This window comes from Mesorhizobium sp. M0938, from assembly GCF_040319125.1.
Taxonomy (GTDB): domain Bacteria; phylum Pseudomonadota; class Alphaproteobacteria; order Rhizobiales; family Rhizobiaceae; genus Mesorhizobium; species Mesorhizobium robiniae.
Genome location: NZ_JAMYNS010000006.1, coordinates 16,648 through 37,703, shown reverse-complemented (window position 1 = coordinate 37,703; position 21,056 = coordinate 16,648). Strand labels below are relative to the sequence as shown.

The following is a 21,056-nucleotide window of genomic DNA, read 5'->3' as shown; positions in this document are numbered from 1 at the left end:
CTCACAGCCTCTTTTCGACCAGCACCTCGACCCGGCGGTTGAGGGCTCGGCCTTGGCGTGTGCTGTCTTTGGCTACGGGATCGGTGGCTGCGCGGCCTTCGGAACGAACGCGGTCCCGCGGCACTCCGTTCTGAACCAGCATGTCGGCAATGGTCGCCGCGCGCGCTTCGGACAGCCGCTGGTTGGTGGAGAGCGGATTGGAGCTTTGCAGCGGAACGCTGTCGGTGTGACCGACCACCGTGATGTCGCCGATCAGTTCCTGATTGGCGAGGATCACCTTGGCGATAGAATCGATCAGCGGCTCGAAACCTTCTGTCAGTTGTGCTCGCGACGACTGGAACAGTTCGGGGTTCGAGGCCTGAACGACCAGCTTCGCCAGCGAGACGCTCTCGGTGCCTCTGAGGGCCGACTTGAGGTTGGCCGGCGCCCCGGCCTGAAATTCCGGCAACAGCGCAAAATCCACAGCCTCCGGCGGTGGCGCGTCGACCTGTGGCGACGTGCGACTGATATCACCGCGGGTGGGAGGCGGCAGGGCGCGAACAAGGGCGGAAAGCTCGACCGCCTGGCTGCTCAGTCCCATCGAGAGCCCGATATGGATTGCGGTGGCGACAACGGCGGCGGCGAGCGCCATCACCCAGATCGGAACGATGAAGCGCTGCGGCTCGTCAGAGGCGATCACGCCTTTCCAGTTGGGCGATAGCGGCGCGGCTTCGGCGTCGGTGTCGCGCAGGAAGCGTGCCGCCGCCACGCGAACGGCATTGAGCGAACGGTCGCCCGACCGGCCGGGCACGCGATATTTGCCCCGGAAGCCGAGCGCCAAGCAATGGTATTGCAGTTCCAACAATTCCCGATCTCGGTTCGGGTGACGCTCCAGTTCATCAAGCCGGGTGAAGAACTGCGTGCCGGCATCGACATCGCCACGAAGCATGACCACAAGCGGCTGACGCGGCCATGCGCTTGCACCGCCCCATGGCGTGTTCAACGCCAGATCGTCGAGCAGCGCCGCCACCACCCAGGCTGCCTGATCGGCCCGCTCCAGCGAGGATCCCGCCGCCATTGCCGTATCGCGTGCCCGAACCAGTTCGTCGAGCAGCCGGGTGCGCAGCGCTTCCGGATTCTCCGGCGGCAGCGCGCTTTCAAGTTCGGGCGCGAACTCGAGCAAAGGTGCGAATGCATTCACAAGTGCGTTCGGATGGGTGCGGGACCGTTTTATCGGCGCGCCTGGCAAGAGCGGCGCCATCGGGCGCGGCATCGGCGCGCCGGTCAGCCGTATGCGAGTGCGTTCACGATCCTCCGAAAGCCCGAATGGATCATCCCGACTCATGATTTCACCTGTTCACCGAATAGCAGTCCACCTGCGGCTCGCTCGGCAACACGCCCGAAACGCCGATGACGAAGCCTGGGGCATCGAGCAGCGAGGCCCAGTGCTCGCTCTTCTGGTCCAGCTCAAGGCACAGCCGATCGCCATCGTAGGGGATTTCGCGGGGTTGCGAATGCAGCGGTTTAAGCGGGATGCCGGGCAGGCGGGACTTCCATAAGCCTTCGAACTGATCGGCTGCGCCGACAGTCGCCTGGTTGACGAATATCTTGCGCAGCGCGTCCTCCGACAGCTCGGACCCGACCCGGATGACGATCCGGCTGGCCACCAGAAGCTTCGGGTTGTCGATGCGGATTTTCCAGACATTGGTCGAATGCCGCATGACGGGCAGGGCGCGTGATTTCGGCTCGATGTAGCGCAGGCTCAGGATGAGAGAGCGCAGCGCATCCGCAAGCGCTGAATATGCGGGGCCGGGTGACATGTGATCGTAAGCCGGCAATTCGCCCAGCCGCCGCGCGCTGGAGCCATAGGTCGCCATCGAGCCGGCGAGACCCGCAAGCTCAAGATAAAGTTCGGCCGGATGGAAAACATCCTGCGCCAGCATGTGGGCCAGTCGGGGACGCGCCGCATTGGCGAGATTGAGCATCAACAAATCTTCGACGCTGCGGCCTGGCCCGCCCATAACCATCTTGCCATGCGCCTCGGCGATCTGGTCGAGGCCCGTAACGACTTCCAGAAGCAATTGCCGATACCAGGCCACCGCGCCAGTAACCAAGGTCGGGGGCAGGAACGTCTCATCCAGGGACACCCCACCGTCGGCTCGGACGCCCTTGATATCGGCTATGGGCAAGGCGGTGTAACCGCCAACCGATTTTCCGGGGGCAAGCAGCAATGCTTGAGGACGAGCGATTTCGATCTCTTCAGCGTCCGAACCGCCCTGGACAGCGTCGCGGACCGAAACGATCTTTCCGTGATAGCGCGCGCCCGTGGACGCAGCATGCGCTGGATCGAAGCCGACGCCGCCGGGAGGTTCGAGCGGCAAGGCGACCAGCACCGCTCCGGCGCCCGTATCCGGCGTCACCGGCAGCGGTCGCGGCGCGTCCATCAGGTCCGGGATCGAAAAGGGGGTTCCGTCCGGAAAGATGCCCCGTGCCGACAGGATCGAGACCTGGCCGGCATCGAGCATTGCCTGGTCCAGCGTCAGCTGCTGAAAGCCGAACGTGTGCAACTGCCCGGCCTGCAAAGCGCCGCGCACAGTCGCCTCGAAAAAACGATCCTGCTGCTGGAAATGCTGGGTCCGCAGAAACAGTCCTTCGGACCACAGCACCCTGTTTGCATCGCTCATGCCGCCACTCTCTGCATCGAGCACCCCTTGCCTCGGCCGCTAGGCGGAAATTCCGCCGCTACCGAGCGTTACATTGACGGTAAATTGTGATCCGGGCGAAACGGACTTGGTTGTCCGCCAGTTTCTGCCGCCGGGCTCGCGGATCAGCGCAACGAAGCCCAACGTAGTTGCGTCCGGCTCGACGGTAATGATCTTGGTCGCGGTCTTTCCCGGCGCGACTGACATCTGGTCGGATCCGATGAGATCGCCTGCGAGCGCGGAGCCGGCATCGCCCTGCAGCGCGAAATAATCGGCCGAATTGAATTTACCGGTGCTGCGCAACCGCATCACCAGGACCGTCACCGGCCGGTCGCCGCCACCTGGTCCCGGGTTCATGCCGGCCGCGCCGGTCAGGTTGACCGTGATGGCCGACGGCTTTGGCGGACCGCTCTGGCAAGCGGTAAGCAGCCCCGTCGCGCCCAGGGCAATGACGAATTCGCGTCGATCGATCATGTCTCACTCCTCCTCATATGCATCCCGAAAATCCGCGCCAATTTCACCAAGAAAGCTCGTCTCCGCGCTCTGGGCGATTTCACGATGGCGTTTCTGGTAGAGCTCCCACAGCTTGGCGCCACGTCCGCCTGAAAGCAGGGTGCCGATCGCGGAATTCGATTTCAGCTCTTCCTCGATCGCCGCCGGGTCAAACCGGTCAATCATCCGCCGCAAGGCGGTCTGCACGCCGCGCCAGGCGCGCACGTGATGTTGCGCGAGATCGCGGACCGCGTCGGCGATTGCTGCTTCGCCGGCGAGAAATCCGGGGCTGCGCTCGGCGATAATGGTCACGATGGCATCGTCGACCGTCGGCAGAAACTTGAGCGGATTGACCTCAGAGGCCCCGACCATCGTCTGGGCGACGCGAGCGCTTCCCTTTTCCTCTGCTCGCTTGCGCAGAAGCTGCATCAGGCCTTCCATCATCAGCCGATATTCGCGACCGAACTTCTCCATTTCCGCGGCGGTGTCGCGCCCTGGAAAATCGGCTTCCTCGATCCCCATGCCACGCAGGAACGCCGTGCGAAGTGCCGTGTCATTGAGCCCCGCCGCTTCCGCCCGGGCAACTTTGGCAGCAGCGCCCGTTTTTGGTGGAGGAGGCGCCTTAGCCGGTTGCGCGGGCAGGTCCCACGGATTGGCGGATTGCGGCTTTACGGCGACACGTTCGCGCTGATCGGTCGAGCCGTCGCCGTTTCTCAGATCGGGCGTCGCTGCCGGCCCGAAACCGAAATCATCATCGAATTCGGATGGCTTTCCTGGAAAGGACTCGGTTGCACCGTTGCCGGATGGCGCCGGATCGAGGCTGAATGGGTCAGCGGGGCCCGGCGCACCACGTGGTTCGGGATAGGCTGCGCCGTTCGGCGCCGGCGTTGCTACCGGGTCGAGGCTGAACGGGTCGTCGAAGGCAGGCGAACTGCGCTGGTTGGCACGCTCGAACGCCCCCGGCACCGGTTGCTCGAACGGGTTCGGCAGATCGGCCGGCCTCGGTCGCCGTGGCTCCTCTTCGATCTTGGCTGAAAAAAAGTCGTCGTGGCCGATGCTGATCGGTACACGAGACGCTGGCGGCGAGCGTTCCGCGACCGACTGACTGCTTGCCGGTGCCTGGGCTACCGGCGACTGCAGGTCGACGCATACGACGTAGTCGCCCAGTCTGAGTCGCATGCCGCTTTGCAGCCGCGCGGACTGGCCAGCGCCGAGCGGGCTGTGGGAGTCGTTTATGAACAGCCCGCTGCTCGACGTGTCGGTAACGAAGTATCCATCCCGCCCGCCGGTGATCTTGCAATGGGCGCGCGAAACGAACATGTCGGGATCGTCGATCTGCCAGCCCGCGTCCGCGCTGCGGCCGATCACCAACTCACCCTCGTCCAGCCGGGTCTGCCTAACCGCCTGGGTACGGGGTCCTTGCTCCAGCGTCAGCAGCAGGCTCATGCCGCGACCTCCGCCAATTCCGGCCGCCATCCGACGATCGTCCGCAGCCGCATATCGTCAGCATCTCCCCTTTCGGGGGGCCGCGCAAGCCAGGCGGTCCGGCCAAGCTGTATCGTTCCGATACGCGACGGCGGCACGGCGTCGCGCGCGAGCACGATCCGCAAATCGACGTCGAGCGCTTCCCCGACCATGTCGCGAACGGCCTGCTTGAACAATTTCAGACGCTGACCACCCGGCAGGAACGCCTTGAAGTCCTCATATCCGAGCGGGCCGACGCGGAGTTCGATCCGGCTTTGACGGCTGAAGACGCGCGGGCCGATCGTCGCCCCGCGACCGAGCGCAGCGTAGGCTTTGCCAAGGCCAGTCTGAAGCGTGGCCGGTATGGTTATCCAAGCGGCGACGAACTCCTTTATCTGGACCGGCACTTTGAACGCTTCCGCCAGGAACAGCGTCAGCCGCTCCGGGCCGTCGACTTGGCTAGCGAGCGAAGCGGCCTGGCGAAGCTTCACCGTGTCGAGATCGGGATTCCCAGTACCAGGCAAGCCGATCCCGGCCATGGCTTCAAGCATGGCGCGAACGCGGCCGCCGACCGCGCGTTCCACCTGTACCGCAGGATGAGCATCCGCCCAGGCCCGATAGTACAGGGCGATCATGCGGTGCTGAAGAATATTGACGAAATCCACGAAGGTCGTGTCGCTGGTCTGCCGCGCGTCGGCGCCGGTGAACCAGCGCTGCGACAGGCGATCGAGCACCCAACGCGTCAGATGCAGCGGCAAGGGGCCTTCAGGTCCCATCAGCCCGAGATTTGCAACCGTGACCCGGGCCGGGGCCCTGTCGTTTCCGAAGGACTTGTCCTTCCCCGAGGACTTGTCGTTCCCTGGGGTCTTGTCCTTTGCGTCGCGGAACTCAACCACGTCCTTGGCGGTAAAGCTGAGACGCACATGTTGTCCGAGCCTTGCCGGCTCGCGACCCGGCTGGCCGGAATAGCCGAACAGCCCGCCTCTCCGTTCGAGCCGGCGCAACAGTTCGAAGAAGTCGAACGTTTCAGACAGCTCCTCGGTCCGGTCCGGGTCGAATGTGTCTAGATCAGGTAGCGATTGCCGGGCGTCATCGGCCATGGCACATCCTCCTGTTTCTGCAGCAGCCGCGTGCGGGTCCGCACAAAGCCGTTTATTCCGGCGTGGCGGGCAAACAGCCGCGCGAGCAAGGCCGAAAGCAGCAATGTGCTTTGCCCCGCCAACACAGACTGGTCCACATGCAGCGTCACTTCAGTGCCCCGTCCGAAGCACATCGGCCCATCGATCTGCAGCCGTTCGATGACCGGCCGCGAGTCGATGCGAACGATCGAATGCACGTTGCGGGCGAGGCTTGGATCTCCCCGATCGGCGTAAAGATCGAGCAGCGCATGCAGCGGGTCGACTCCGCGACCTTCCTTGGCAAGGCTGAGAAAGTTGAGCGCGAGTTGCGCCACCAGCCGCCAGGCGAGATTGTCGGCGCGGGACTCGTGCTCGGCGCCTGACGGCAGCGCTGCGGGGATAGCCGGCTGGGGCGGGCGCAACGCGCCGAGAAGCCTGACCGCTTCGACCGGATCGCCTGTCTCCAGCGTCAAGGTAGGGTTGTCGTCGAGTATCGGCAGATCGCGATTGGTGCAAAGCGCCATAACGTCGAGACGTTTCAGCGGCCGGTTTACCGGGCTTGCGACCGGACGTGAAATCGCCAGGAAGACATCATCCCCGGTGTATGAAGTGCGGGTCAGGCCGTCGCGCCGTTCATCTTCGGTGGCCCGGCGAGGGCGCCGTTCGGTTGAATAGACCCAGCCACTGCCGCGGTTTTGCCCGAGGCTGAAGAGTTCGGGAATTTCGGCTTCGTTGCCTTCAGTATCGGCATCCTCGACGCGGGTGACCCGGTAGATTTCGAAATCCCGCGCTCGGGTACGGTCGGCGTGCAGCACCTGGCGCGTCCTGCGGGGGTCGAGCTCGATGACGTTGCACTCACGTTCGAACAGATTGATGATCGGGGTTGCGAAGAGCTCGAAATCGGCCGCCGTCACGTCCGCCAGCTCAGGCACCGGACGCCGGAACATGAAGAGGATCTCGATCCCTGCCTCGCATTTGCGGATGACGGGTCGCAGCCCCGAAACCCGTACGTAGTGGAAGCGCTCGGGCATCATGAAATATTCGCGCAGCAGACGGTACCCTTCGAATGTCGGACGGGTACGAGGCATCAACGCCTCGTCGTCGCCGATGCCAACCATTTCGGGTCCCGGCAGGGCAAATAGCGGGTTGGTCTTGCCTTCGGCGCGTGCGCCAACAGCCGAGCACGCGCCGAAGATTGCGTCAAACAAAAGCGGCGCCTTGGTGCGCCCGGCAAAATAGAGATCGAGCCGGTCGAGCGCCAGTTCGTTGAGCTTGCCTTTTCCGGTTCGAGCCAGCGTGATGCGGAGCGCGGCCTCGCCGCCCACACCGCCGATCGGTGTTATGCCGGCCGCTGCCAACCCGCTGCGATCCTGGAAATAACTGACCGACGTGATTGTTATCGGCCACAGCGTCATTTCCTGCGCGGTGGTGAATGTGCAGCGCGTCGACAGGCCGGGTTGCAGGCTGGAGACCAGCCGCGTGTTCCGCTTGATGACATGGCCGGCAATCATCGACTGGACCTGCTGGCCGGGCTTCAGCACGGCCATCGCCGTTGCCGGCGCCGGCGAAACCAGATCGGGATAGAGGACATCGAGCACGCTGCGTGAAAACCGTGAGCGCTCCGCATCGACTTTCAGCCGGGTGCGCGCGGCAAGGAAAGCAACGCCGTCAAGCAGCCGCTCGACATACGGATCCGGACACGGGACCGTATCGAGCGAAAGATTGCGCGCCACAGCCGGATGCATGTCGGCAAATTCTGCCGCGAGTGCACGGATATGGGTCAGTTCCTCCTCGTAATATTCTACGAAGACCCGATCCATCTCAGGCTTCCCTAAATTCGGTCCGCGCCAAGCCGTTATCGAGATTGATCGTGGTGCGCAGGCGCATGCGTTCCGGCGTCGGCGTCATGATCAGCACAGCGTCTATCTCGATCTTCAGCCCCACGGTTCTGTCGCCAAGGGTCACCGTAACCTTTGTTGCGCCCTCCTTGAGACGTGGTTCGAACGTGGCGAGGATGGAACGGATCTCGCGTGCCAGGGCTTCGCGATCAAAGTCGCGGGAGGATCGGCCTGAAAACGAAGGCACGCCGTAGTTGACCACACTTCGGCGAACCTCCGGAAAATCGGCAAGCGATGGTGGGTTATCGGCGGCCTGTTCGTTTTCGAGATCGGAAAGAAGTGGAACAGCCTCGAAGCGCTCGGTGTTGAACAGCGCCTCGATGTCGCGTCGCACGGCCTCCCTGAGCACGCGGGCGGATACGACCACGCCGCGGCTTTCGATCTCCGCGCGGTGCTGGGTTTGAAAGATCAGGCGGTGCAGACGCTGCTTCTGATCGGATGTGAGCTCGGCGTCGGCGTCGATGATCCGCGGGGTTCCCGCAACAAGGATGTCCAGCCGGTCCGCGCCAAGCTCGTCGTGCAAGACTTGGCGCAGTCCGTCTATTTCCGAGGTCACGCCCGGCAGGTCGTTGACGAGGCGGTCCCAAAGAGAGGGCTGGACCGCTTCGCGTTTCGCTCGCGAACTGCCGGTAACCTGTGGCTTGTCGGCGACGGGCCGCCGGGCCTCACTTGCCGACATAGACATCCATTTCGATTTCGTCGTCCTTGTCATAGACGAACTTGATCTTCTTGTAGGCGAAGCTGACCTCCTCCTGGATCAGGTCTTCCTCGTCCTCGGCCTGCGACATGTCGTATTCCATGATCGAGGCGTCGGTCAGGGTGACGACCAGGTAATCGCTGGTCTCGCCGTCGATTGTCCGGCGGGCGGAGAACACAACTTCGTCCAGCGCCTTGTTGTCGAACAGCGCCTTTTTCAAATAAGGCGACGACTTGTCATAGTGCTTGGTGAACTTGATCATCCCGAGGGACACACGACCGCGACGCGAGAGCGAATTCGGATCGTATGGCGCGACTATCTTGTAATCGACACCGTGGACTTCGATTTCATCTTCATGGCCGTCTCGAACGCTTGGGCCTTTGATGTCCGGAACCTTTAAAAAGCCATCGATCTTCACTGTTGTAGGCATTGTCTTTCTCCACCGCTTTTAATCAAAACAAGATGATGTTGCTGCAAATCAAGACTTCACGGACGGTAGTTCCGACACCAGCCGCAGCGAGGCGTTGATGCCCTCCAGCTGGTAGTGCGGACGCAGATAGAAACGGGCATTGTAGTAGCCCGGCCGCCCCTCGACGCTGTCCACCTGGACCTCCGCGGCGGCAAGCGGGCGCTTGGCGCGCGCCTTGTCGTCGGCAAAGGCCGGGTTGGCCAGCACGTATCGGTTAATCCATTCGGTCAACCAGATCTGCATATCCGAGCGTTCCTTGAACGACCCGATCTTGTCGCGCGCGATCGCTTTGAGGTAATGCGCGAAGCGCGAGACCGGGAACAGGTAGGGCAAGTTCGCGCTCAGCCGCTCGTTCGACTGGGCATCCGGGTCGACCAGCCGCCCGGCGCGTGTCTCGTCATCCTGCAACGAATGCGCGCCGATGAAGGCTGCAAGATCGGTATTCTTCCGGTGCAGGATCGGCATCAGGCCAAGCTTGGCGAGTTCCGCCTCGCGCCGGTCGTCAATGGCGACCTCCGTCGGGCATTTCATCGCGATCGACCCGTCGTCGGTCGGGAAGCTGTGCACCGGCAGGTTGAGCACCGTGCCGCCATTCTCGACGCCGCGGATCTGCGTGCCCCAACCATAGAGCTTATGGCTGCGGTTGATGTTGACGCCCATCGGGAAGGCGGCATTCATCCAGACATACTTGTTGTGATCGCCCTGCACCTCTTCCTCGAAGGTAAAGCCCTTCACCGGAACGGTGTCGGTGCCGTAGGGCAGACGCGCCAGCACACGCGGCATGGTGAGGCCGATATAGCGTGCATCCTCGCTTTCGCGAAGCGATTGCCAGGAGGCATAGGCCGGGTTCGACACGATCATCTGCAGGTCCTGCGGGTTGGGCAGTTCCTGCCAGCTGTCCATGCGGAACAGGCGGGGCGAGGCGGCTGCGATGAACGGCGTATGCGCGGAGGCACACACACCCGACATATTGCGCAGCAGGCCGACGTCGCGCGGATGGTTCGAGAATTCGTAGGCGCCGACCAGGCAGCCGATCGGCTCGCCGCCTAGCATCGAATACTCGTCCGTGTAGACCTTCTTGAAAATCGGGCTCTGGTCCCACATCTGGCCTTCATAGTCTTCGAGCGTGTCGGCCAACTGTTCCTTGGAAATGTTCATCACCCGGATCTTCAGCTTCTGATCCGTCTCGGTGTTGTTGATGAGATACCAGAGGCCACGCCACGTGCCCTCCATCTCGCGCACTTCCGGCGCGTGCAGAATCTCGTTGACCTGCGTCGTCAGCATCTTGTCGATGCCTGCGATCAGCGACTTGATTGACTTGATCGCATTGGACGAAATGGTGGTGGTGTCGGAACGGGCTTGCGCGGCCAGTGCCAGGTTGCGCACGAGTTGCTGCAGCTTCTCGCTGTCGTCCTTCTTGACCTTGAAATCCTTCTCCAGCAGCCCGCTGAATTCTCCGAGGTCTATTGCTTCCGCCTCAGCGGTGACGGCTGCGGTTTTTTGCTGTTCGGCCATGACTTACTCCCCAGCCTTGTCGTCGTCGGATAGTGCCTGGTTGGCGATCTTGCCGAGAAGCGGCTCGTTGTTGAGAAGTTGCGCTATCCGTTTCTCGGCATCGACCCGACCATCCATGAAGCCGAGCAGTTCCTCGAGCTGACGACGCATTTTGAGGATCTCGGCCAGTTGCGGAACCTGCTCCGCGATCTTGTCGGGGGCGAAATCGCCCATCTTGGTGAAGGTGAGGTCGAGCGCCAGTTCCTCGTCGCGCTCCTGGCCTTCGGCTTGCGGCAGCGTGTTTTTCACCCGCGCCTTCACCCGCGGCCCGAGCGCCTCCATGAACTTGGGAAAGCGGTTCGCATCGGTCTCGACGAAGGCGCGGTCGAGCACCGACTTCATCGCTTCCTTGGTCTGCGAGGCGCCGGAAAGATCGGCCATCACCCCCATGACGAACGGCAATTCGATTGTCGTCGGGCTGCCGTAGGTTTCAACGTCGTAGGCGATCTGTACGCGAGGGGCGCGATTTCGTTCGATGACCTTCGCTTTGCTTTCGGCTGGCATGTGTTGTTACCTTTCATCCTTCTGGGCCGCCTTCTTGGCATCGGGAACGCCGGCCAGGAGCCGGAATTCCTTCAACCCCGACGGGGCGAGGTCTTCCATCAGTTCAACGAAATCCATGTGCACCATTCGGCGCACGCGCCGGGCCAGATGCGGGATCGGGCTCGACGGTTCGGTGCGGTCATAAAAGGCGACGACGAGGTCGAGGCATTTGACGACGTCGTCGCGGGACGAGATCCGGTCGGGCAGGCCGCTGCTGCCGGGCTCCGCGTAGCTTGCCACACTTCCCATCGTATCGGCTCCATGACCGTTTCGAACAGACGTTGCCGGTTCTGCAGGTGCCGAAACTGGCTTTGCGGCGCCATTCGGTGTGCCGCCGGCGACCGAGTTTCGTTCGAGGGTCGCCAGCAAACGCTGGAGAAATCGTTTTAATTCCGGAACGGTGGCGCCGCTGCCCTCGATACGGGCATTGAGGGCGATCTCCACCGCCTCCAAGGCCGCGATCGCGGCACGTGCATCGCTGACGAGCGATGTCATCTCCGCGCCGGCCTGGTCGATTTGTGCGGCGCATGCGCTGCGCACCCGGTTCACCAACTGGCTGTGCGCGCCCGCCAGAGCCGCTTTTTCGGTCGCGTTCAGTCCCGAGGACGCCTCCTGAAGCACGACACGCTCGTCGAGCGCGCCCTTCTCCAGGTCCTCGCCGAGGATCGGACCGATTGCACGCGGCGCGAAAAACGTCAGTTTCCGCAGATCCTTGAGCAGGCCATCCTGGCTGTTCTGGAGGTCAGCCAGCGCATTGATGCGGCGCAGGGCAGCGTCGCGCGGGGTAGCACCGAGCCGCAGGGCCGGATGCATGGTTGCCCAATGCTGGTCGAAGGTCTGCGCTATGAGGGTCAGGCCGTCAGCCAGCCCGGCCAGCCGATACTCGTTGGCCAGAGCACGCGTGACGATGACGAGCAGGCGCAGGTCCCGGCCGTGTGGGCGCAGCTCCTCGGCCTTGGCGAGCACGGCCGGCCAGTCGATCGGAACGTCAACTTCTGTGTTCTTGCTTCCTTGAAACTCGACCTTTTTCTGCTGCTCCGTGAGGCGCTCCAGCTCGTGGAAAGCCGGGTCGTTGCGCAAATCCTCCCCGGACGGATTCTCACCGTCGACAGGATTGAGCCAGAGTGCGAGATCAATCACACCAACCCCCAACTAGCGGCCCTTGGACCCCTAAGTGACCCAACGTTATCACACGCCATCACTTTATCACAATTAAGCAGTTGCTCAAAAACTAACAGAAGCTAAACACGGCTGTTTACCTTCGCCGAAACAGTCGCGCGATCGCCGGACCGTGTATGTGAAATGCTTCGCATAGCGGGGAGGCAATCGGGTGTTTGTTGCGCTGGAATACGGCATGTCACCTGACCGGGAGATGCCGGGTGGGTCGGCATCCGGGCGGCTCATCCCATCACATGCTTTGTCAAGCAGCGGCTTATGTGGCAGGGTATCGATAGCCAGATCTCGGGAGCACGTTCAATGGAACAGCGCCGGTCATCGCAGAGCGTCAAACGCAAGGAACTGGTCGGTAAGCTAAATCCTGTCTGTGTGCGCGCCTTCAAGGCCGCGGCCGATACCGCAAAGCTGCGCGGCAATCCTTACGTCGAACTCGTCCATTTCATCGAACAACTGGTGCTTTCCGATCGCTCGGATGTGCAAATGATCCTTGCCCATGCGGGAGTGGACGCAAGCCGGCTTACCGCCGACTTGACCCGCGCCGTCGACAAGCTGCCCTATGGCGCGACTTCGATCGAGGAATTCTCCGACCATATCTTTCATGCCATCCAGGAGGGTTGGAACCTGGCGGGGCTGGAGTTCAACGTTGAGGAGGTCCGCAGCGCCTATATTCTCCTCGCTTGTCTGAAGACGCCTGTGCTGGAAGGCCTGCTGTCGAAGATCAGCGGAGAATTCGACAAGATCGACGCCGACGGGGTTATCGCGCGATTCACCGACGTGGTGGAGGGGTCGCTCGAAGCTGGCGCCCCCTCAGCAGCCCCCGCCGTCGAGACGCCTCGGCGGGCCCCGGGAGGCGACTCGGCGCTGGCGAAATATGCCACCGATCTGACCCAGCGCGCCCGCGACGGCAAGATCGATCCGGTCGTCGGCCGTGATCCGGAGATCAGGCAGATCGTCGATATCCTGATGCGACGCCGGCAAAACAACCCGATCCTGACCGGCGAGGCCGGCGTCGGCAAGACAGCTGTGGTCGAGGGGTTTGCCTTGCGCATTGCCGAGGGCGACGTGCCGCCGACGCTGCAAGGCGTCAGCGTGCGCATGCTCGACGTCGGATTGATGCAGGCAGGCGCAAGCGTAAAGGGCGAGTTCGAAAAGCGGCTGAAGGCGGTCATCGACGAGGTTCAATCTTCCGAGACGCCAGTCATCCTGTTTATCGACGAGGCCCATACCTTGATCGGCGCGGGCGGGGCGGCCGGAACGGGCGATGCTGCCAATCTGCTGAAACCGGCGCTGGCGCGCGGCGAACTTCGCACCATCGCGGCAACGACATGGGCCGAATATAAGCAGCACATCGAGAAAGACCCCGCGCTGACACGCCGCTTCCAGGTGGTCAAGATCGACGAGCCGTCTGAGGCGGTGGCCGTTCTCATGTTGCGCGGTGTGGCCGGCGTGTTGGAGCAACACCACAAGGTGCAGATACTCGATGAGGCGATCGAGGCGGCGGTCGGCCTGTCGCACCGCTATATCCCGGCGCGGCAATTACCGGACAAGGCGGTGAGCCTTCTCGACACTGCCTGCGCCCGTGTCGCGATTTCGCAGCATGCCACCCCGGCCGAGGTCGAGGATATTCTGCGCCGCCGTCAGGCACTGGAGGTCGAGCGCGGCATCATCGGCCGCGAGGCGGCGATTGGTATCGAGGTGACCGACCGGCAGGCTCGGGTCGACGTCGGACTTGCCGAAACCGAAGGCACGCTTGCCGCCGCGCAGGAACGCTGGGATCGGGAAAAGGCGCTGGTTGGCGAGATACTCGAATTGCGCGCCAGGCTGCGCGGCGAGGGTGTGCCGCTCGATGCGGTGGAGACTCCGGAGGCGGTCGTCGAAACAGCAGGCGCCGATGCGCCTGAGATCGGAACACCTGAAACTGATGAGGGTGCAACGGCCACTGCCGGTCCTTCTCCACCCGATCCGGCTGCTGACCTCGCGCGGCTGCGGGAACTGATGGCCGAACTGGCCGAAGCGCAGGGTGAGACGCCGCTGATCCTGCCGTCAGTCGACCGCAACGCTGTGGCTGCCGTGGTCCAGGACTGGACTGGGATTCCCACTGGCAGGATGCTGTCGAGCCAGACCGAAAAGGCGCTACGGCTCGCCGCCACTCTGTCCGAACGCGTGGTCGGCCAGGATCACGCCATGGAGATGATCGCCAGGCGCGTGCAGACCAGCCGCGCCGGGCTCGGCGCGCCCGAAAAACCAGTGGGGGTCTTTCTGCTCTGCGGTCCATCGGGCGTGGGCAAGACCGAGACCGCGCTGGCCTTGGCCGAGACGCTTTACGGCGGCGAGCAGAACCTCATCTCGATCAACATGTCCGAATTCCAGGAGGCGCATACGGTCTCCACCCTGAAAGGCGCACCGCCCGGATATGTCGGCTATGGCAAGGGTGGCATCCTGACCGAGGCGGTGCGACGCAAGCCCTATTCGGTGATCCTGCTCGACGAGGTCGAGAAGGCGCATCCGGACGTGCACGAAATCTTCTTCCAGGTTTTCGACAAGGGAATGATGGACGACAGCGAGGGCCGCCGGATCGATTTCAAGAACACGCTGATCCTGCTCACCTCCAATGTCGGCTCCGAGGTCATCATGGATCGGACCAGGAACGGCACCGTCCGCTCCGGGCTCCAAGATCTCGACACCGCCCTGCGCAGCCCGCTGCTGAAGGTCTTCCCGGCGGCCTTCCTTGGCCGTGTCGTGACTATTCCTTACTACCCGCTTTCGGACACGATGATCGAATCAATCACCCGGCACCAGTTTGCCAAGATCGCCCGCCGGCTGCGGGCAACCAACGATGCCGAGTTGGTGATCGGCGACGGTGTCATGGACCTGGTCAAGGCCCGCTGCACCGAGATCGAATCCGGCGGCCGCATGATCGATGCCATTCTGACGAACACGCTTCTACCGGAATTAAGTCGCGGGGTGCTGAACCGGTCGCTCGAGGGCAAAAAAATGACAAAGGTGACTGTTGGTGCCTCCGAAGGCGGTTTCACCTATTCTTTCGAATAGTTGAGGAGCGACTCTGACAAAACATCTCGACGGCTGCTTCAGCCGACGCGTTGGCGCGCTAGATGCGGGCGTGTGCGGCAGTCAGCCTGTAGAGTTGGGGTTGGCTGGATCTACCCACGGGCGGCCCAATCGTGTCACCATCGCCGCGTATCCAATGGCACCTGCCGCCCAAAGGAAGATCCCAAGCTCTTTAACGGCGTCTTCGGCGATGGCGACCGCCGAACCCGGGGTAGGAAACAGTTCTCCCAGCTGGTCGATCGATGCTGACATCGCGAGTAGGAAGCCTGCAACTACAAATACGATCGTGCCGTCGAATGTCTTCCGTCGCAGCCGAAAGAACCAGAACAACCCGGCGGCGGCGTAGGCAATCATCGCAACGATCTCTGGTACCGCAACAATGGGCAGCACCTCCTCGTGGATCAACAACAGGTCATCAAGGCCCAAGAGCAGGGTAAGGCCGCCGAGAAACGTGCAATCCCATCGGTGCGTGAGCAGGCCAGCAAACAGGGTCGCCGCGCCGGAGCCGATCCATAGTGAAGCGCCTAGGGACGAAATCCACCCCGTATAGAAGGCGACTTCGGCGGCTGCAGATGGATCTCGATAAAAGATCCAAGCGTCCAGACCACGAATTTGCGCGACGAACAGCGCGGCTAAGAGCATCACAACTTTAACCGCCGCCGCCGCCACTATCACCAAGCGCCAGGGTATTGTCCATTCGCCGCCATCCGTTGTGTTCAGCGCGTTCTTGTCTGGCATTATCAATTGTCATTGAAAACTGGAGAGGAATTACATTCTGACCCAAATGATTAAGAAGTACTAAGCTGGCTTTTAAACACGTTCAAGCACGCTCAAACCGTGGAGGCGATGCCCTGTTCCATTAAACTTTAACGACTGGGAAAGCGCACTGGAAAGCACGTGCGGTAACAGTTGGTTGAACCATTGGTGGTATTCTAAAAGGGTAGTGTGGAAGCGGCTCCGGCAGTGAGGCGGGTTGCTGAATTGCCGGAGCCGCCTGCGCAGCCTTTGGGGTTAACCGCGCTGTCCCAGAATAGGACAGCGCGGTCAACGTTTCGTTAAAATTGGAACTAATTAAGCGTCAGCTAATTGAAATCGCGGTTTTGCGAGCCAATGCATGCGCATCAGTCTCAAAGGCGACCAAAGCGCGCGTTTGCTCAGGCCTATCATGCTTCAGCCAGTCACGCGTCTCGTTGAGAGGCCGGATCCAGACTTTGTTTTCCTCGATAGGCGAGATGGGTTGTCCCGAATGGAAGCCCAAAGGCAGCCCGTCTTCTCAGGCCCGTGTCGTCGGCAGCTCCTGCCAGCGTCACAGTGACGGCAAACTGCCCAGCGTGAAACGCAGCAATCGCGGCTTCGATCTGTTGAACAGCCGCTTCGTGCTTGGTGGCGATGAAGACCCGGTAGAACGGCCGATTCCCTCTAGCCATGTTGCCCAGATGCTGCCCCGAAAGGGATGGGCAATTTCTTCGGAAAGCTAAGTCTTTGAAATTGTTGGCTCCCCGGGCCGGATTCGAACCAGCGACCAACCGGTTAACAGCCGGTTGCTCTACCACTGAGCTACCGGGGAACAGAGGCTCTCATGTGAGTGGCGCAGCCTATAGCAAACCCGTTTCGGCTTTGCAAAGAAGCATTTCGTTTTTTTCGGCGCTTTTTCACGCCCCGATTTCTGGCAATCATGTGCGGGCGGCCTCATATGAGCCGTCTGACAGGAAGCGCGGAACCGAAAAGCGGTTGCGGCTTTTGTTAGCTGGTGCTTTTACTTTGCCCGAACGGACCCGCCAACCAGACATGAGCGCAGCAAGCCACAACCATCCACCGGCACGCAAAATATCGATCTTCGGCCGTCAGTTCACGATGCCGCGCTCGCGCGGCCTCAGGATTGCGATCGGCGCCGTGCTGATTTTCGGCGGCATTCTTGGCTTCCTGCCGCTGCTGGGCTTCTGGATGATACCGGTTGGGTTGCTGGTGCTCTCCTACGAGTTTGCCCTGGTGCGCCGTCATCGGCGCCGGCTCGTCGTGTGGTGGGAACGGCGGCGGCGGCGGCCGAACTGACGGTTTGCACCGCGTGGTAAGCCTCCGGGATGGGGCGTCTTTCCGGCTCGACCTAAACCCGGCTAATGCCCGGAGCGCTGTCCCAGCTGGCGCAATTCTCCTTCAGAACGGCGGAACCTTCTGCTTACCCATCGTAAGATCCGGGCACCAGACTTTCCTTTGCCATATTCCGTACTTAACGCTTAACTAATGTACTAGATGCAGCATGTATGTCGACGATTCGACACGTGGCAACATGGCCCAGGGGAAACCGTCCGGAATGCACCATGGCCGCTTGACGGCATTTTCGCCGCAACCTATTGGAACCGGGTGGAACGCCGGGAGCAATGAGGCCTCGTGGCGGAGTGGTTACGCAGAGGACTGCAAATCCTTGCACCCCGGTTCGATTCCGGGCGAGGCCTCCAATTACCCAAGCTCCCGCGCACCAGCGCCAGGGAGCTTGAGTTCCGGTCGAAATGAGCCGCGGTCTTGGCGCGGCAAGCAGATTGGTTTTGGGCGGATTGGTTGGAACATGAGCGCTGATTTTGCCGAACGCCGGGTAAAAATGGTCGATGGCCAGGTCCGCACCACCGACGTGACCAGCGCACCGTTGCTCGACGCAATGCTTGCCGTGCCGCGCGAGGCCTTTGTCGCCCCCGGCCAGCGCGATCTCGCCTATATCGACGAGGACATTCGCATTGCCAATGGAGCGGATGGCCCACGCTATCTCATGGAGCCTTCGCCGCTGGCCAAGCTGATGCAATTGGCCGAAATTGACCCGGGCGATTCGGCGCTCGATGTCGGCTGCGGCACCGGCTATGCTGCGGCGATCCTGTCGCGGCTGGCAAAGTCGGTCGTTGCGCTGGAAAGCGATCCTGCATTGGCCGAGACCGCCATGTCGACGCTTTCGGCGCTGGGCTGCGACAATGTCACCGTGGTCAAGGGATCGCTGCCAGAGGGCCATGCCGCGGGGGCGCCCTACGACGTCATTTTCATTGGCGGCAGTGTCGAAAAGGTGCCGGCGGCGCTGCTCGACCAGCTTGCCGAAGGCGGCCGTCTCATCGCCGTCGAAGGACAGGGGAATTCGGGTGTAGCCCGATTATTTTTTAAGACAGGGGGGGTTGTAACCGGAAGAGGCGCATTTAATGCGGCAATTAAGCCACTACCGGGATTTGAACGTATCCGTGCGTTTGAGTTCTGAATGATTTTGGCTTGCAGCAAAGGCGTTGTCATGTTCGCTTGCGTTTGAACAATCGTTGCTGATCCGCATGACTGGGGTACTCTTGGGGGCTGACAGCAGGGAACCTGAAACACATCGCGCCGGCTGCTCGAATGGCAGGAGCCGGCGCGGTGTGGTTCCCATGCAAAACGAATGAGGGAATAACGTGCCGTCTTTACGCAAGAGTCTTTTTACCGCCGTCCTTGTCTCCGCGACCGCGCTTTCTCCAGTGGCCGCCTCGGCGGAAACCATTCTTGGCGCACTTTCAAAAGCCTACCAGAACAATTCCCAGCTCAATTCAGCCCGCGCCGGCGTCCGCGTTACCGACGAGGGCGTTGCCATCGCCAAATCCGGCTGGCGCCCGACCATCAACGGATCCGCGGACATCGACTTCTCCAGAAGCCATTTCGATGCCCGTAGGGGGTCGAACCGAAACATCTCATTGACCACCGGTAACTTCGGCGTCCAGATCGACCAGACCCTGTTCGATGGCTTTCAGACCAGGAACAATGTCGCCGCCGCCGAATCGCAGGTCCGCGCCTCGGTCGAGAGCCTGCGCAACACCGAAGAGAACATTCTGTTCAACGCGGCAAGCGCCTACATGGACGTGATCCGCGACCGCCAAGTGGCGGTGCTGACGGAGCAGAACCTGCAGTTCCTGACCGAGCAGGCGCGCGCCGCGCGTTCGCGCTTCGAGGTCGGCGAAGGCACCCGCACCGACGTGGCTCAAGCTGATGCCGAGCGTTCCTCCGCCGTGGCGGAACTGGCCGCCGCCCGCGCGCAGGCACTGGCAAGCGCTGCGACCTATCGCCAGATCGTCGGTGACGAGCCGGGCAGGCTCAGGGCCGCTTCGCCGCTGTCGAAGCTGTTGCCGTCGAACCTCGATGCGGCAATCGCGATCGCATCCAGCGAGCACCCGGCCATCCTCGCCACCCAGCATCTGGTCGACGCGGCGGCGTTTTCGGTGAAATCGGCGGAAGGCGCGCTGCTGCCGCAGCTTTCGGCTTCCGCCGGCGTTTCCAGCGCCTTTCGCAGAACGGCTCCGGGCTCTGCCGATACAGGGCAGGATGGTACAACCAATTCGGCCAGCATCGGCGCCACGTTGACTATACCGATCTATTCGGGCGGCCGGACCTCGGCGATAGTGCGTCAGAACAAGGAATCGCTCAGCCAGGCCCGGATAGAGGTCGATGTCAGCCGCGACACTGTGCGGCAAGCCGTGACCTCGGCATGGACGCAATATACTGCCGCTCAGCAGACCGTGGTGGCCAACAGGCAGGTGATCGCCGCCGCGCAGCTTGCCTTGAGCGGCGTCATCGAGGAGCGCAATGTCGGCCAGCGCACCACGCTCGACGTTCTCAACGCCCAGGCCACTCTCATCACCGCCAAGATCAACCAGGCCAGTTCCGAACGCGATTTGGTGGTGGCGAGCTATGCCATCCTGTCGGCGGTCGGTCGTCTGTCTGTCGATCGTCTCGCCCTTAAGGTGGCGAAATACAAGCCCGAAGAACATTACAATGCGGTCAAGGACAAGTGGATCGGCCTGCGCACGCCAGACGGCCGCTGATCGCTCCACCAGTTCCAAATTCCGTCCAATTTCCGGCATTAGAGCCCGCGCGTTCCCAAGGAATGCGCGGGCTCTAATCTGTTGAAATCCGATACGCCCTCAGTTTGGGGATTCTCGTAGGGCGATCCGTGGGTTACGCTGTCGCCATGATTCGAATCCGGCTTGGCCGGACAGGAAATCTGCAACGAGTCACAAGGGCGGCGGATGTGACGATGGCAACGGCAAGCAGCGTGCAGCGCGAACCTTCCATGGAAGAAATACTGGCTTCCATCCGGAGGATTATCGAAGACAACGATACCGGTCGCAAGCAGCCGGACGAGGCGGACGATCTGCTGCAGGATCTTGCGTCGGTTGCGATGCCAGCGTCGGCGACAGGCGGCGCGGCACGGCAGGCAGGCAAGGCGCTGCCGGAGGCAGGCGAGGCGCAGCCGGAGGTGGGTGCGTTTCACGCCGAATTGCGTCCGGGATTTGACGCGAGAAAGCCGGCCACGCTGGCCGAGGTGCAGGCGCTATCGTCGGCCGTCGAGCCCGCCGTCGCGCGCATGCAGCCGCCAATGCGTTCCGATACGGATCCGCTCAAAGCTCCGGTGACGCTTGCCGGGGGCGCCGTCGATCCGGCGCCGGCCGCCAAGCCGGATGCGCCTGCGACAGAGACCGCTGCGGAGACGACCGACAGGATCGTTTCCGACTGGCGGCGTGAGATCGCCGCAGTCGGCGAGGCGATGAGCGTGGCCAAGCCGGACAGGACCCCAGACAGGGCCGAGGCTATTGGGGATGCGGCCGAATCTGCTTTCGAGCCGGAGCCGCCACGAAGCGGGTTGACGCGTCCGGCGGCAAACGAGGCATCGTCCACTCGTCCGGCAATCCTTTCCGAACATACGGGCCGGCAGGTTGCCGCCGCCTTCGGCGAGCTTTCCGATGCGTTCGCCAGCCGCAGCAAGAAAACCTTCGACGAGATGGCCGAAGAGATGCTCAGGCCCATGCTGCAGGATTGGCTGGACAACAATCTGCCAACGCTGGTCGAGCGGCTGGTGCGCGAGGAAATCGAGCGCGTGGCGCGCGGCGCGCAATAATTTCA

At 62.2% G+C, this 21,056-nt stretch carries 18 protein-coding genes and 2 tRNA genes; 7 read left to right on the top strand and 13 right to left on the bottom strand.

All coding sequences use genetic code 11. From position 1 onward, the window contains the following. Nucleotide 1: 1 nt before the first annotated feature. From icmH to tssA, 11 genes are read right to left on the bottom strand one after another with little or no spacing between them, the layout of a single operon-like run. Complete coding sequence (icmH, locus tag NKH73_RS12165; RefSeq protein WP_352931620.1) at nt 2-1,324, bottom strand: type IVB secretion system protein IcmH/DotU; 1,323 nt, start codon at nt 1,322-1,324, stop codon at nt 2-4. A 4-nt stretch (nt 1,325-1,328) separates the two neighbouring features. Then, on the bottom strand, nt 1,329-2,663 hold the full coding sequence (gene tssK, locus NKH73_RS12160) for a type VI secretion system baseplate subunit TssK (RefSeq protein ID WP_352931618.1): 1,335 nt from the start codon (nt 2,661-2,663) through the stop codon (nt 1,329-1,331). Between the two features lie 39 nt (nt 2,664-2,702). After that, complete coding sequence (gene tssJ, locus NKH73_RS12155) at nt 2,703-3,155, bottom strand: type VI secretion system lipoprotein TssJ (protein WP_352931615.1); 453 nt, start codon at nt 3,153-3,155, stop codon at nt 2,703-2,705. Nucleotides 3,156-3,158: 3 nt separating this feature from the next. Further along, nucleotides 3,159-4,619: a type VI secretion system-associated FHA domain protein TagH gene (tagH, locus tag NKH73_RS12150; RefSeq protein WP_352931613.1), complete on the bottom strand. Its 1,461-nt coding sequence runs from the start codon at nt 4,617-4,619 to the stop codon at nt 3,159-3,161. Further along, entirely contained in the window at nt 4,616-5,737 is a 1,122-nt protein-coding gene (tssG, locus tag NKH73_RS12145; protein ID WP_352931611.1) for a type VI secretion system baseplate subunit TssG, read from the bottom strand. Before tssG ends, tagH begins: the two co-directional genes overlap by 4 nt. Beyond that, a complete protein-coding gene (gene tssF, locus NKH73_RS12140; RefSeq protein ID WP_352931609.1) occupies nt 5,701-7,575 on the bottom strand; it encodes a type VI secretion system baseplate subunit TssF in 1,875 nt (624 codons plus the stop codon). The genes tssG and tssF overlap by 37 nt, the downstream gene beginning before the upstream one ends. Before the next feature lies 1 nt (nt 7,576). After that, nucleotides 7,577-8,332 carry a type VI secretion system baseplate subunit TssE gene (gene tssE, locus NKH73_RS12135; protein ID WP_352932235.1) on the bottom strand — a complete coding sequence of 252 codons (756 nt, stop codon included), beginning with the start codon at nt 8,330-8,332 and terminating at the stop codon, nt 7,577-7,579. After that, the gene (locus tag NKH73_RS12130) at nt 8,319-8,780 is read right to left on the bottom strand and encodes an Hcp family type VI secretion system effector (protein WP_008875170.1); all 462 of its coding nucleotides are present in this window, start codon (nt 8,778-8,780) and stop codon (nt 8,319-8,321) included. The genes tssE and NKH73_RS12130 overlap by 14 nt, the downstream gene beginning before the upstream one ends. Nucleotides 8,781-8,828: 48 nt before the next feature. After that, on the bottom strand, nt 8,829-10,334 hold the full coding sequence (gene tssC, locus NKH73_RS12125) for a type VI secretion system contractile sheath large subunit (protein ID WP_352931606.1): 1,506 nt from the start codon (nt 10,332-10,334) through the stop codon (nt 8,829-8,831). A 3-nt stretch (nt 10,335-10,337) separates the two neighbouring features. Next, nucleotides 10,338-10,877, bottom strand: coding sequence for a type VI secretion system contractile sheath small subunit (gene tssB, locus NKH73_RS12120; protein WP_352931604.1), 540 nt, complete (start codon nt 10,875-10,877; stop codon nt 10,338-10,340). 6 nt (nt 10,878-10,883) lie between these two features. Next, nucleotides 10,884-12,056, bottom strand: coding sequence for a type VI secretion system protein TssA (gene tssA, locus NKH73_RS12115; RefSeq protein WP_352931602.1), 1,173 nt, complete (start codon nt 12,054-12,056; stop codon nt 10,884-10,886). Between the two features lie 336 nt (nt 12,057-12,392). Between tssA and tssH the strand changes: the two genes are divergently transcribed. Next, nucleotides 12,393-15,143: a type VI secretion system ATPase TssH gene (tssH, locus tag NKH73_RS12110; protein ID WP_352931600.1), complete on the top strand. Its 2,751-nt coding sequence runs from the start codon at nt 12,393-12,395 to the stop codon at nt 15,141-15,143. An 81-nt stretch (nt 15,144-15,224) separates the two neighbouring features. Here the strand turns inward: tssH and NKH73_RS12105 are convergent, their stop codons facing one another. Then, nucleotides 15,225-15,899: a DUF8692 domain-containing protein gene (locus NKH73_RS12105; protein WP_352931597.1), complete on the bottom strand. Its 675-nt coding sequence runs from the start codon at nt 15,897-15,899 to the stop codon at nt 15,225-15,227. A 473-nt stretch (nt 15,900-16,372) separates the two neighbouring features. Between NKH73_RS12105 and NKH73_RS12100 the strand changes: the two genes are divergently transcribed. Continuing rightward, nucleotides 16,373-16,639, top strand: a complete 267-nt coding sequence (locus NKH73_RS12100; RefSeq protein ID WP_352931595.1) for a hypothetical protein — start codon at nt 16,373-16,375, stop codon at nt 16,637-16,639. 14 nt (nt 16,640-16,653) lie between these two features. Here NKH73_RS12100 and NKH73_RS12095 read toward each other — a convergent pair. Beyond that, nucleotides 16,654-16,728, bottom strand: a tRNA-Asn gene (locus NKH73_RS12095). A 221-nt stretch (nt 16,729-16,949) separates the two neighbouring features. Here NKH73_RS12095 and NKH73_RS12090 point away from each other — a divergent pair. The 5 genes from NKH73_RS12090 to NKH73_RS12070 all read left to right on the top strand — a co-directional run bounded on the left by NKH73_RS12090 (nt 16,950) and on the right by NKH73_RS12070 (nt 21,051). Then, nucleotides 16,950-17,213 carry a hypothetical protein gene (locus NKH73_RS12090; RefSeq protein ID WP_352932233.1) on the top strand — a complete coding sequence of 88 codons (264 nt, stop codon included), beginning with the start codon at nt 16,950-16,952 and terminating at the stop codon, nt 17,211-17,213. 330 nt (nt 17,214-17,543) lie between these two features. Further along, nucleotides 17,544-17,617, top strand: a tRNA-Cys gene (locus NKH73_RS12085). A gap of 107 nt (nt 17,618-17,724) precedes the next feature. Beyond that, nucleotides 17,725-18,393, top strand: coding sequence for a protein-L-isoaspartate O-methyltransferase family protein (locus NKH73_RS12080; protein WP_352931593.1), 669 nt, complete (start codon nt 17,725-17,727; stop codon nt 18,391-18,393). 184 nt (nt 18,394-18,577) lie between these two features. Continuing rightward, complete coding sequence (locus tag NKH73_RS12075) at nt 18,578-19,978, top strand: TolC family outer membrane protein (protein ID WP_352931591.1); 1,401 nt, start codon at nt 18,578-18,580, stop codon at nt 19,976-19,978. 212 nt (nt 19,979-20,190) lie between these two features. After that, nucleotides 20,191-21,051 carry a PopZ family protein gene (locus NKH73_RS12070; protein ID WP_352931589.1) on the top strand — a complete coding sequence of 287 codons (861 nt, stop codon included), beginning with the start codon at nt 20,191-20,193 and terminating at the stop codon, nt 21,049-21,051. Nucleotides 21,052-21,056: the final 5 nt, after the last annotated feature.